The 12,744-nt window shown below is 73.9% G+C and carries 9 protein-coding genes; 2 read left to right on the forward strand and 7 right to left on the reverse strand.

Features of this window, described 5'->3' with window-relative positions:
* Window positions 1-23 precede the first annotated feature (23 nt).
* The 5 genes from KPL60_RS09040 to KPL60_RS09060 form a co-directional block, all read right to left on the reverse strand.
* The gene (locus tag KPL60_RS09040; protein WP_226365526.1) at window positions 24-797 is read right to left on the reverse strand and encodes an alpha/beta fold hydrolase; all 774 of its coding nucleotides are present in this window, start codon (window positions 795-797) and stop codon (window positions 24-26) included.
* Window positions 794-1,936 carry an NADH:flavin oxidoreductase/NADH oxidase gene (locus tag KPL60_RS09045; RefSeq protein WP_226365527.1) on the reverse strand — a complete coding sequence of 381 codons (1,143 nt, stop codon included), beginning with the start codon at window positions 1,934-1,936 and terminating at the stop codon, window positions 794-796. The genes KPL60_RS09040 and KPL60_RS09045 overlap by 4 nt, the downstream gene beginning before the upstream one ends.
* A gap of 38 nt (window positions 1,937-1,974) precedes the next feature.
* Complete coding sequence (locus KPL60_RS09050) at window positions 1,975-2,880, reverse strand: cation diffusion facilitator family transporter (RefSeq protein ID WP_226365528.1); 906 nt, start codon at window positions 2,878-2,880, stop codon at window positions 1,975-1,977.
* A 51-nt stretch (window positions 2,881-2,931) separates the two neighbouring features.
* Window positions 2,932-5,439, reverse strand: coding sequence for an ATP-dependent Clp protease ATP-binding subunit (locus KPL60_RS09055; protein ID WP_226365529.1), 2,508 nt, complete (start codon window positions 5,437-5,439; stop codon window positions 2,932-2,934).
* Window positions 5,440-5,508: 69 nt separating this feature from the next.
* Complete coding sequence (locus KPL60_RS09060) at window positions 5,509-6,486, reverse strand: hypothetical protein (RefSeq protein WP_226365530.1); 978 nt, start codon at window positions 6,484-6,486, stop codon at window positions 5,509-5,511.
* Between the two features lie 197 nt (window positions 6,487-6,683).
* On the opposite strand from KPL60_RS09060, the gene KPL60_RS09065 reads away from it, so the two are divergent.
* Window positions 6,684-8,183: an APC family permease gene (locus KPL60_RS09065; RefSeq protein WP_226365531.1), complete on the forward strand. Its 1,500-nt coding sequence runs from the start codon at window positions 6,684-6,686 to the stop codon at window positions 8,181-8,183.
* A gap of 22 nt (window positions 8,184-8,205) precedes the next feature.
* On the opposite strand, the gene KPL60_RS09070 is transcribed toward KPL60_RS09065, so the two are convergent.
* A complete protein-coding gene (locus KPL60_RS09070) occupies window positions 8,206-9,459 on the reverse strand; it encodes an FAD-dependent monooxygenase (RefSeq protein WP_226365532.1) in 1,254 nt (417 codons plus the stop codon).
* A 133-nt stretch (window positions 9,460-9,592) separates the two neighbouring features.
* Window positions 9,593-10,828, reverse strand: a complete 1,236-nt coding sequence (locus tag KPL60_RS09075; RefSeq protein WP_226365533.1) for an FAD-dependent monooxygenase — start codon at window positions 10,826-10,828, stop codon at window positions 9,593-9,595.
* Between the two features lie 220 nt (window positions 10,829-11,048).
* On the opposite strand from KPL60_RS09075, the gene KPL60_RS09080 reads away from it, so the two are divergent.
* Window positions 11,049-12,479, forward strand: a complete 1,431-nt coding sequence (locus KPL60_RS09080) for a lipopolysaccharide biosynthesis protein (protein WP_226365534.1) — start codon at window positions 11,049-11,051, stop codon at window positions 12,477-12,479.
* Window positions 12,480-12,744 lie beyond the last annotated feature (265 nt).

Below are 12,744 nucleotides of genomic sequence, written 5' to 3' on the forward strand. Positions count from 1 at the left end.
CCGGCACCGCTGGTCCGGTCTGCTCAGCCGGGCGGGAGCGGGTGCCGGGCGAGGAACGTCAGCACCTCGTCGGTCGCGCGCCGCTCCAGGAAGTAGGCGTGCCGGGCCCCGGGCAGCACGACGAGCTCGGCGCCGGGGATGCGCCGGGCGAGGCGGAACCCGTTGTCGGGCGGGGTGAGCTCGTCGTCGCCGCCGTGCAGCACCAGGGTCGGGGCGGTGATCGTGGCGACCGCGTCCCACGCGTCGTGCCGGGCGCTCGCGCGGCGGTGGCCCGCCCGCGCCGCCGGACTCATGGTGTCGTCGCCGAGGACGGGCAGCGGGTCCGGGATCTGCGGGCCGGCCATGAGGCGGCGCAGCTCGCCGTCGTGGGTCGCCGGGTCGGCCAGGCGGCGCGGCACCTCCGGGTCGGGGGCGACGGTGCCGGGTCCGCCCGCGGTGGTGCAGCCGAGCACCAGCGCGCCGACCCGGTCGGGGTGGTCGGCGGCCACCCACTGCGCGACCCGGCCGCCCATCGACGTGCCGTAGACGTGGGCGCGACCGATCCCGGCCGCGTCGAGGACGGCGACGACGTCGCGGGCGAAGCGGCGGGTGCTCCAGTCGTGGTCGGCCGCGTCGTCGCTGGTCCCGGTGCCGGCGGTGTCGACGGCGACGGTGCGGTACCCGGCGAGGCCCTCGCGCACGGTGCTCCACCAGTGCCGCGCGTTGGCCTGCCCGGCCAGCAGGACCAGCGGCTCACCACTCCCCCGGACGTCGAACCCGATTCCGGTCCCGTCCGGTGCGACGGCCCGTGCGCTCACCGGACCACCCCCGGCTCGGGCCAGCCGATGCTCGGGGTGTGGCCACGCATGTTCCGCAGCCACCAGGCGTAGTCGTCGGGGACGAGTGAGAACGGGTCGTCATGGCCGAGCTCGCGGGCGGCCCACACCGGCCAGTGCGGGTTGGCCAGCGCCGGCCGCCCCAGCAGTACGACGTCCAGGGCGCCGGACCGGACGGCCTCGTCGGCGGCCTGCGGTACACCGAGGTTCCAGCTCGCCGCGACCGGGATGCCGATCTCCGCACGGATGCGCCGGGCCCGCTCGACCCACGCGCCCTGCTCGCCGCGCATGGCGTCGCGCGAGTCGGGGGTGTTCCCGCCGAAGGACAGGTCGGCCAGGTCCAGGCCGTGCTCGCGCATCCAGCCGATCGCGGTGACGGCGTCGTCGAAGGTGGTGCCGTCGGGGTGCAGGTCGTCGGCGCCGAGCCGCATGGTCAGCGGGTACTCCTCGGGCCACGCCCCGCGGACGGCGTCGAGCGCCTCCAGCAGGAACCGCGCGCGGTTCTCCAGGCTGCCGCCGTAGGCGTCGGTGCGGCGGTTGGAGATCGGCGAGAAGAAGCTCGACCCGAGGTAGCCGTGCGCGAAGTGCAGCTCCATCCACCGGTAGCCCGCCTCGGCGGCACGGCGGGCGGCGTCGGCCCACGCGCGGTGCAGACCGTGGATCTCGGCGACGGTCAGCTCGTGCACGGCGTGGTCGTGCTTCGGCCCGCCGAACGGCACCGGCGACGGTCCGGAGGTCAGCCAGCCGTCGGGATGCTCGGGCGGGAGCTGGGCCTTGCCCTCCCAGGGGAGCTGCTCGCTGCCCTTGCGGCCGGTGTGGGCCAGCTGGATCCCTGCGACCCCGCCCATCGCCTCGACCATGGCGACGGTGCGGGCGTGCCCTGGGACCTGGTCGTCGCGCCAGAGCCCGGCGCAGTGCGCCGAGGTGCGCCCCTCGGCGCTGACGGCGATCTGCTCGCCGAAGACGAGTCCGAACCCGCCCGCCGCCCGGGCGCCGAGGTGCATGAGGTGGAAGTCGCCCATGTGCCCGTCGTGCGAGCGGTACATGGTCATCGGCGACATCGCGATGCGATTGCGCAGGGTCACGCCCTGGAGCGTGTACTGGCTGAACAGGTGCGCCATTCCACGGACTACCCCGGGCGGCGGTGGATCACCGCGGCTCAGCCGCAGTGGTTCTCGTGCCCGGTGTGCGCGGCGTGTTCGACCTGCAGGGTGGAGTGGTCGAGGCCGAACCGCTCGCGCAGCACCTGCCCGGCCCGGTCGAGGACCGAGGTGTCCCCGCAATGCGCGGACACCTCCTCGTCGACGACGACGTGCGCCGACATCGCGGGGGTGCGGTCGTTGATCGCCCACACGTGCAGGTCGTGCACGTCGGCGACTCCCTCGACGGCCAGCAGCGCCGCCTTGACCTCCCGGGCGTCGACCCCCTTGGGCGCCCCCTCCAGCAGGACGTGCGCGGCCTCGCGCAGCAGCGCCACGGCGCGCGGGAGGATGAGCGCGACGATGAAGAGCGAGGCGATCGTGTCCGCGTAGGGCCAGCCGGTCGTCATCAGGACGACGGCGGCGGCGAGCACCCCCACCGAGCCGAGGGCGTCGCCGAGGACGTGCAGCATGGCACCGCGCATGTTCATGTTCCCGCGGTCGCCGCCGGCCAGGACGGCCAGCGACACCAGGTTGCCGACCAGGCCGAGCACGCCGATGACCAGCAGCGGCAGGCCCGGGATCTCCGCGGGCACGAACAGCCGCTGCACCGCCTCGACGCCCACCCACACCACGACCGCGACGAGGGTCAGCGCGTTCAGCGCGGCGACGAGCACCTCGGCCCGGCCCATCCCGTAGGTCCGCGACGTCGTCGCCGGGCGGGCGGCGAGCACGCTGGCGATCAGCGCCGCGACCAGCGCCCCGGCGTCGGTCAGCAGGTGGCCGAGGTCGGCCAGCAGCGCGAGCGAGCCGGTGTACACCGCGCCCGCCGCGCCGAGGACCGCCGTGACCAGGGTGACGCCGAGTGCCGTCGCCAGCCGGCGGCGGTCGGTGCCCGCGCCGCCGTGTCCGTGTCCATGCCCCATGCGGGCCACAATACATGCATACATTCGCATGTGAACCCTGCGAGGTCGGGTTCAGCCGGTGGGGACCGCCACCGCCTCGATGCTCAACGCCCCGTCCTCGACGTCGACCCGGGCGGTGCGGCCCGCGCCGATCCGCCCGTCGAGCAGCATCGACGACAGCGGGTTGTCGAGCTCGCGGCGGATGGTGCGGCGCAGCGGACGCGCCCCGAACTCGGGGGCGTGCCCGTGCTCGGCGAGCAGCGCGACGGCGTCGTCGCTGATCTGGAAGCCGATGTCCATCCGGCCGAGCCGGTCGCGGGTGTCGTCGAGCAGCAGCCGGGTGATCCGGGTGAGCTGCTCGGCCTCGAGCCGGCGGAAGACGATGGTCTCGTCGATCCGGTTCAGGAACTCGGGCCGGAAGACCTCCCGCAGCCGCGGCATCAGCCGGTCGCGCAGCACCGCGTCCTCCCGCTCGGCGGGGGTGGTGCCCGGGCCGGCGGCGGGGCCGAAGCCGAGCGTGGTGCCGTGCCCGGTGATCAGCTCCGACCCCACGTTGGAGGTCATGATGATCACCGTGTGCCGGAAGTCGACGGTGCGGCCCTGGCCGTCGGTGAGCCGGCCGTCGTCGAGGACCTGCAGCAGCGTGTTGAACACGTCCGGGTGCGCCTTCTCGATCTCGTCGAGCAGCAGCACCGAGTAGGGCCGCCGGCGCACCGCCTCGGTCAGCTCGCCGGACTCGCCGTAGCCGACGTAGCCGGGCGGGGCGCCGACCATCCGCGCGACGGTGTGCTTCTCGCCGTACTCGCTCATGTCCAGGCGGACCATGCGGTCCTCCTCGCCGAACAGCGCGACGGCCAGGGCGCGCGCCAGCTCGGTCTTGCCGACCCCGGTGGGGCCGAGGAACAGGAAGCTGCCCACCGGGCGGTTCTCGTCGCCGAGCCCGGAGCGCGAGCGGCGGATGGCCTCGGCCACGGCGGTGACCGCGGCGTCCTGCCCGATGACGCGCTGGTGCAGCTCGTCCTCCAGCTTGAGCAGCCGGTCCCGCTCGGCCTCGGTGAGCTGGGCGACCGGGATGCCGGTGGAGCGCGCGACGACCTCGGCGATCTCCTCGACGCCGACGACGGGTGCGCGGCCGTCGGGGTCGGTGGGGTCGGCGGCCAGCTCCTCGCGGGCGGCGGTGATCTCGTCGCGCAGCTGGGAGGCCTTCTCGTAGTCCTCGTGCGCGACGGCCTGGTCCTTGTCGCGCTGCAGCGCGTCGAGGCGCTGCTCGACGGCCCGCCGGTCCACGGTGGGGGTGCGGGTGCGCAGCCGGACCCGGGCGCCGGCCTGGTCGAGCAGGTCGATCGCCTTGTCCGGCAGGAACCGGTCGGTGACGTAGCGGTCGGACAGCTCCACCGCCGCGCGCAGCGCGTCCGGGGTGTAGCGGACCTGGTGGTGGGCCTCGTAGCGGTCGGCGAGGCCGCGCAGGATCGTGACGGCTTCCTCCACCGACGGCTCGGGCACCAGCACCGGCTGGAAGCGGCGGGCCAGCGCACTGTCGGACTCGATGTGCCGGCGGTACTCGTCGAGCGTGGTGGCGCCGATGACGTGCAGCTCGCCGCGGGCCAGTGCGGGCTTGAGCAGGTTCCCGGCGTCCATCGCGCCGCCGCCGTCCCCTCCCCCGGTGCCCGCGCCGACCATCGTGTGCAGCTCGTCGACGAACACGATCAGCGCGTCGCTGTGCGACCGGATCTCCTCGATCAGCGTGCGCATGCGTTCCTCGAAGTCGCCGCGGTACTTGGTGCCGGCGACCACCCCGGCCAGGTCCAGCTGCACGACGCGGCGTCCGCGCAGGGTGTCGGGCACCTCGCCGTCGGCGATGCGCTGGGCGATCCCCTCGACGACGGCGGTCTTCCCGACCCCGGCCTCCCCGATCAGCACCGGGTTGTTCTTGGTCCGGCGGGACAGGACCTCGACGGTCTGCTCGATCTCGTCGGCGCGGCCGATGACCGGGTCCAGCCGGCCGCCGCGGGCGGCCTCGGTGAGGTCCTGGCCGTACTGGTCCAGGGTCGGGGTGCCGGTGTCCGCGACCGCGCCCGGGTCCGGGGTGCCCGTCGCGCCCGGCCCGCCGGGGGCCTGCGGGGTCATCGCGCCGGGGCTGAACCGGGAGCGGGCGAGCAGCCGGCCCGCGGCGGAGTCCTCGTTGGCGGCGAGCGCGAGCAGCAGGTGCTCGGGTCCGATGTAGCTCGACCCGAGCGAGCGGGAGATCTGGTGCGCGTCGAGCAGCGCGCGCTTGGCCGACGGCGTCAGCGACGGCGGCCGCCCCGCGTCGTGGCCGCCGCCGGGGCGTGGCAGGCGCTCCTCCAGGATGCGGGCGATCGTGTCCGGGTCGCCGCCGGCCCGGGTGATCCAGCCGCGGGTGGAGTCGGTGCGGGCGCAGGCCAGCAGGATGTGCGTGGCGTCGAGGTCGGTGTCACCGCGTTCCGCGGCCTCCTGGGCGGCCCGGGCCATGATCTCGCGGGCACCGCCGCTCAGCAGCCGCGTCAGGTCGATCCGGTGCACCGGGCCGCGGGGGTCGCCGGGGCCGAAGAAGCCGGTCATCGTCCACCTCTCGTCGGGTCGGGGCGATCGACCGCTTTCCCGGTGCCGGGCCCGTCGAAACCGTCCGCCTCAGGAGGTGGCGAGCACGTCCGCGGCGACGTCGCGGCAGACCTGCCAGCCGTGCTCGACCCCGAGCCCGCCCGGGTAGGTGGTGAGGACGGCCAGCGCGCGGTCCTCCCAGGCCAGCACGCAGTGCACGTTCCAGCCGTCGCCGCCGTGCAGGGTCCAGCCGTTCTTCTCCGCGACGGCGCCGGGCAGCACGGGCCGGATCCCGGACCGCCCGTCCGCGGTGACGGCGTCGAGGTCGGCGAGCAGCTCGGGTCCGCCGGGCAGGGCCGGGGCGCGCTCGCGCACGCAGGCGAGGACGCGGGCGGCGTCGAGCGCGCTGACCTGCGTGTACGACCACCACCCGGGCCGCGACGTCGACACCGTCACCCCGCACTCCGGGCCGAGCCGCGCGGTGCTCGCGTCCCGGCCGAGCGCCCGGTAGAGGCGTTCGGCGGCGGCGTCGTCGGAGGCGCGGACGGCGGCGGCGATGTCGGCACGTACGGCGGGCGGGACCGGGCGGCCCCGCTGCGCGGCGGCCCGCAGGGTGTCCAGGGCCAGCCAGGCCTTGATCGTCGACTCGGCCTCGCTGCGGCGGGTCGCGGCGTCCGCGGAGCCGGTCCAGCGGCCGTCGCCGGTGTCGAGCAGTGCCCAGGACACGGCGAGCCCCTCCTCCCCCTCCCGGTCGACGGCGAGCGTGCCGGGCGCGAGGTCGAGCGGGTCGGCCGTCGCCGACCCGGTGATCGCCGCGAGGAGCTCGCGCAGGGTGCCGGGCGGCTCCGCGTCGGCCGCGGGGGCGTGCTGCAGCCGGGCGGCGGACGGGGGTGTCTCGGCCGGGCCGGCCAGGGCCGTCGACACCGGCCCGGCGGCCCCGGCGGCCCCGGCGGCCCCGGCGGCCCCGGCGGCCCCGGCGGCCGGAGCCAGCACGAGCGCGGCGACGACGGCGAGCACCGCTCCCCGGGCCGCCCGGGACCGTCGGCGTCCCGGCCTGCGCTCCGCCACGGCTCCTCCGGTCGTGGGCACCCGGTCGGTTGCCCACGACCGACATCGTGCCCCGATCGTGGCCGACCCGGACAGGGAGAACAGAACGTTCACACGGGATTATCAGGATCGTCGTCGCACCTCGTACGGCGCGTCGTCACCCGGCGTCATACCGTCACGCAACGACCGGTCGACCGACGACGAGTGGGGGTGGCGGAGTGGGCTGGACGCGCACGATGCCGGTGGAACGGATCCTGGCCCGGAGCGAGCACGTGGACGGGGGTGCCGACGGGCACGGGACGCCGCTCAAGCGCACGCTGAAGGCCCGTGACCTGGTCGGATTCGGTGTCGGCATCATCATCGGCACCGGCATCTTCACCCTCGCCGGGGTCGAGGCCCAGCAGCACGCGGGCCCCGCCGTCACGCTGTCGTTCCTGATCGGTGCGGTCGTCGCCGGGCTCGCCGCCGTCTGCTACGCCGAGCTGGCCTCCTCGGTCCCGACGGCGGGCTCGGCCTACACCTACGCCTTCGCCACCCTCGGCGAGGTCTTCGCCTGGATCATCGGCTGGGACCTGCTGCTGGAGTTCGGCCTCGGCCTCGCCGTCGTCTCGCGGAGCTGGTCCGGCTACCTGGCATCGCTGTTCGGGCTGCCGACGGCGTGGTTCGGCGAGGACGCGACGGTCAACGTCGGCGCGGTGCTGATCATCGCGCTGCTGACGGTCGTCGCGGTCGCGGGCATCCAGCAGTCGGCGCGGCTGACGAACCTGCTGGTGCTGGTCAAGCTCGCGGTCTGCGTGCTGATCCTGGCCGTGGGCGTGTTCTACATCGACCCGGCCAACCTGCAGCCGTTCATCCCGCCGGCGCAGGCACCCGAGGACGGCGGCTCGGTGTTCACCCAGCCGATCATCTCCGGGGTGTTCGGGCTCGCACCGACCGTGTTCGGCGTGGGCGGCATGCTCACCGCGGCCGCGGTGGTCTTCTTCGCCTACACCGGGTTCGAGGCGCTGGCCAACCTCGGCGAGGAGGCGAAGCGTCCCAACCGCGACCTGAAGATCGGCCTGCTCGGCGCGCTCGCCATCTGCGCGGTGCTCTACGTCGGTGTCTCGATCGTGCTCACCGGGATGGTCCCCTACACCGAGATCGACACCGGCGCCCCGCTGGCGTCGGCGTTCGCCGGCGTCGGGCTGCCGTGGGTGGGCGCGCTGATCGCGCTCGGCGCGGTCACCGGGCTGACCTCTGTGATGATGGTGGAGCTCGTGACCATCGGCCGGATCGGCTTCGCGATGGGTCGCGACGGCCTGCTGCCGAAGGCCATCGGCACCGCGCACCCGAAGTGGGGCACCCCACACCGCATGACGATCATCGGTGGTGTCGTCTGCGCGGTGATCGCGGCGTTCACCCCGATCACCGCACTGGCCGACATGGTGTCGATCGGCGCGCTCTCGGCGATGATCATCGTGGCGATCGCGGTGCCGGTGCTGCGCCGGACCCGCCCCGACCTCGACCGGCCGTTCACCGTGCCGTTCTCGCCGGTGGTTCCGGCGATCACCGCGATCGCGTGCCTCTACCTGATGCTCAACCTGAACCTGGACACGTGGATCCGGTTCGTCGGCTGGCTGCTGCTCGGCCTCGTCGTCTACGCCGTCTACGGGCGGAAGCACTCGTTCCTCGCGCGCGAGGAACGGGAGGGGTCCGGGGCCGGGCGGGACCGGGCCTGAGCCGGTCCCGCCGGGCCGCGGGTCAGCGCTGCAGGGCCTCGCGGGGGGTGATCTCCCCGCGGGCCAGCGCCCGGCGGACCCGGCGGGCCGCGGTCAACCTGCGGCGGACCTGACGGACCGGCTCGACCTGCGTCGCACGGTGCAGACGCTCGTTGAGCCGTCCCTGGTCCTGCCGGCGGTCGAGCAGCGACCAGGAGAAGGCCAGCGCGTCGTCGGCACCCTCGAGGCGCTCGGGGACGGTCTCGAACCACTCCATGCTCGCCCGGGCCATCCGCTGGATGGGCGCCATCGCGGCGCGGCGACGCGCGTCGTACCCGGCGAGGGCGGCCTCGACGTCGTCGGTGCCGCGGGTGCCGCGCGGGTAGAGCTCCTCGGCCAGCGCGATCGAGTCGGCGACGGCGAGCACGGTGCCCGAGCCGATGGCGAAGTGCGTGGTGTGGGCCGCGTCGCCGGCGAGGACGACGTTGCCGTCGCGCCAGGACATGTTCCGGACCTCGCGGAACTGCAGCCACGGCGAGGACCCCATGCCGGGCGGGGCGATCAGCGAGTGCCCGTCGAGCGAGCGGGCGAAGACGCCCTCGAGCATCCGCATGGCCTCGTCGGGCGCCATCGTGTCCAGCCCCAGGCCCGTCCAGGTCTCGGGCGTGCACTCCACGATGCAGGTGCTCACGCAGTCCGCCGCGGGGTAGGCGTGGAACCAGATCCAGCCGGCGTGGGTCTTCTCGAACGCGAAGGTGAACGGCCGGAACGGCTTGCTCGTGCCGAACCAGACGTAGCGGTTGGAGCCGTGGGCGACCCGCGTGCCGAAGACGTCGGCCCGGGCGGCGCGGATCGCGGACCCGACCCCGTCGGCGGCGACGACGACGTCCGCGTCGGCGGTCAGCGGGTCGTTCGCGGTGTCACCGTCCGCGGCGACGGCCGTGTCGAACATCAGCTTCACGCCGACCTGGCGGGCCCGCTCTGCCAGCACCTCCAGCAGCCGCGCGCGGCCGATGGAGTAGCCGTAGCGGCCGCCGAGATGCACCGGACGCCCGGAGACCTCCACGACCTGGGAGTCCCACACGTGCGCCGCGGCCCGCACCTTCTCGGCGCCGAGGGGGTCGGTGCGGAAGAGCTCGTCGAGGATGTCCTCACCGAGTGTGACCGCGAAGCCGGAGGCCGTGCCGGGCGCGTTGCGCTCCGCGAGGACGATCTCGTCCTGCCCGCCCGACCGGAGCCGGGCCAGGATCGAGCAGTACAGACCGGCCGGTCCACCACCGACGACCACGATCTTCACACCGGACCTCCATCGGATGTCATCGATCTGGGACGCAACGACCCTACGAACGTGGCGGACCTGTGTGGACACCGGGTCCGGCCACGATCGGTGACGGTGCGCATGCCGTCGGCGAGCGGTTTCGCGGCGGAACTCAGCTCTGCCGACCGCGCAGGGCCGACCGCCGGACGCGGCGGGCGGTGGTCAGACCGCGCCGCACCTGACGCAGCGCGGGCACCTGGGTGGCGCGGTGCAGGGTGCGGTGGATGCGGCCCATGTCGCCCCGGCGGTCGGTGAGCGACCAGGCGAACTCGACGGGGTCGGTGACCTGCTCGAGCTGGCGTCCGGCCTGCTCGAACCACTGCATGTTGCGCCGGGCGGCGTCCTGGATCGGGCCGATCTCCGCACGCCGGCGGGCGTCGTAGGCCGACAGCGCGGCGCCGCGGCCGTTCGGGCAGGTCAGGTCCGCCGCAGCCGTCTGGCCCGCGACGCCGTAGAGGGCGTCGACCAGACCCATCGAGTCCTGCATGGCCAGCACGGTGCCCGAGCCGATCCCGAAGTGCGTGGTGTGCGCGGCGTCGCCGGCCAGCACGAGGTCGCCGTCGCGCCAGGTCCGGTTGCGGACCTCGCGGAAGCGCAGCCAGGGCTTGTCCCCGAGCCCGCCGAGGGGCTCGATGAGCCGGCGCCCGGCCAGCGTGCGGTGGAAGACCGACTCGACGAGCCGGACGGCCTCGGCCCCGGACATGTGGTCCAGGCCCAGCGCCTCCCAGGTGTCGGGCTCGCACTCGACGATGCAGGTGCTGACCCCGTTCGACGAGGGGTAGAGGTGGATCCACATCCAGCCCGCGTCGGTCGGCTGGAAGTCCCAGACGAACGTGTCGGAGTCGCTGTCGGCGCCGAGCCAGACGTAGGGGTTCGTCCCCTCGTCGACGGTGGTGCCGAAGTGCTCGGCGCGCGCAGTGCGGATCCGGCTGCCGACGCCGTCGGAGGCGACGACCAGGTCGGCGTCGAGGTCCGCGCGGTCGACCGGGGAGCCGTACTCGATCGTCACGCCCAGCTGCTCGGCCCGGCGCGCCAGCACGTCGAGCAGGTCGACGCGGGCGATCGCGTAGCCGTACTTGCCGCCGACGTGCACCGGGCGGTGGTCGCCGACCCGGATCTCCTGGGCGTTCCACAGCCGCGACGCGCGACGCAGGGCCTCACCACCCTCGGGGTCGTTGCGGAACGCATCGTCGAGCATGTCCTCGCCGTAGGTGACGGCGAACCCGTGGGTCCGCCCCGCCTCGTTGCGTTCGTGCACGACGACCTCGTCGCGTCCACCGGACCGGAGCCTGGCGAGGACCGCCAGGTACAGACCGGCCGGCCCACCTCCTGCGCAGGCGATACGCACGCAGACCCCCTTCGGTTCATCAGGTCACCGGAAGAAATGAACCGTAGCGCAGGAGTTGCGGAGCGCGACGGGGTGTGTATGTCCGCGGTGTCCGACCCCGGCCGGTGACGGGCCGTCCGGGGCCCCTCCCCCTGGCACCCGGGTGGTCGACCCCTGGTTAGCGTGGTGGTGTGCACGCACTCAGCGGGACGTCCCGCGCCGCCGTCCGGTGGTGCGCGCGATGAGCGTCGGGGAGATGGTCGCCGGCCGGGTCCGCTCGGTCCGCCGGGAGATGGGCAACCCGCTCTACCGCAACGCGTACGCCCTGATGCTCAACACCGTCGTCAACTCCGGCTTCGGGTTGCTCTACTGGGTCTTCGCCGCGCGCGTGTTCAGCACCGAGGACGTCGGCCGTGGAAACGCCATGGTCAACCTGATGATGCTGATCTCGGTCCTGACCTCGCTGAACTTCGGTCAGGCCCTCATCCGCTTCCTCCCGACGGCCGGACGCGACTCGCGGTCGCTGGTGCGGCTCGCGTACGGGATCAGCGCCGCGATGGCCGTCGTCGGCTCGGCCGCGGTCATGACCTACTGCCACTTCGCCTATGCCCCCGGGGACCCGCTGCACGTCTCCCCCGGCTTCGCCGCGTGGTTCGTGGTCTCGACCGCCGCGTGGTCCCTCTTCAACCTGCAGGACCAGGTCCTCACCGGGCTGCGCTCGGCGATGTGGGTGGTGCTGGAGAACGGCGTCTACGGCGTCGTGAAGCTCGGGCTGCTCGTGGTCGTCGCGTTCACCTCGGTGTCCGACGGCGTGTTCACCTCCTGGAGCGCGCCGGTCATCGCGCTGCTGGTGCCGTTCACCCTCCTGATCTCCCGGCGGCTGCTCCCCCGGCACACCGCCGAGACCGCGGACCGCGACGACGCGGGCGCCCCGGGCCGCGCCACGCTCGCCCGCTACATGGGCGGCGACTACCTGGGCCAGGTGTTCAACCAGGCCATGTCGTCGTTCCTGCCGGTCCTGGTGGTCATGACGATCAGCCAGGCGGCCAGTGCCTACCTGCTGCCGGCCCAGACGGTCTTCCTCGCCATGAGCATGCTGTCGATGGCGATCACCTCGGCACTGGTCGTGGAGGGCTCCCGGAACCCGGCGCACGCGCACGTGTTCGCCCGGGCGGTGCTGCGGCGGATCTGCCTGCTGGTGTGGCCCGCGTCGCTGGTCATCGCGCTGGCCGCGCCGCTGCTGCTGTGGTTCTACGGGCCGCAGTACGTCGAGAACTCCACGACGCTGCTGCAGCTGCTGATGGCCTCGATGTTCCCGCGCGTGATCGTGACGATGTGGATGACGAAGTCCCGTCTCGCGAACCGCACCTTCCCCCTGGCCGTTCAGCAGCTCGTGCACTGCGCGATCGTCCTCGGCGGGATCCCGCTGTTCGCCCCGATGCTCGGGGTCGACGCCGTCGGCTGGATGTGGCTCGCGGGTGAGCTGGTCCTGGCGATCGTCTTCCTGCCGTCGGTGGTGCGCTGGCTGCGCCAGCCGGTCCCGCCGCACCCGCCCGGCGACGGCGGCGTCACCACCCCGGACGGCACGGATCCCCTCGACCGGGACGACGACACCCGGCCCATCGGTGGGCCGAAGGCGCGGACCCACGAGTTCCCCCGCGTCCGCGACTGACCCGCGGTACAGCGGGCTCCGGCGCTCCCTGGCTCAGGGGGCTCGGGCTCGGAGCCGCGGGGCTCCGGAGGTCCCGGCTCGGATCCACTGAGCTCCGGACTTCCGGAGGCTCCGGTCCACCGAGCTCCGGGCTCCCGGGGCTCCAAGCCACCCGAGCTTCCAGCTTCCGGGACTCCGAACCACCCGCGCTTCCAGCTTCCGGGACTCCGTTCCACTGAGCTCCGGGCTTCCTGGGCTTCGACCAGCGAACTCCGGGCTTCCGGGC

Source organism: Pseudonocardia sp. ICBG162 (assembly GCF_020496225.1).
GTDB classification, from domain to species: domain Bacteria; phylum Actinomycetota; class Actinomycetes; order Mycobacteriales; family Pseudonocardiaceae; genus Pseudonocardia; species Pseudonocardia alni.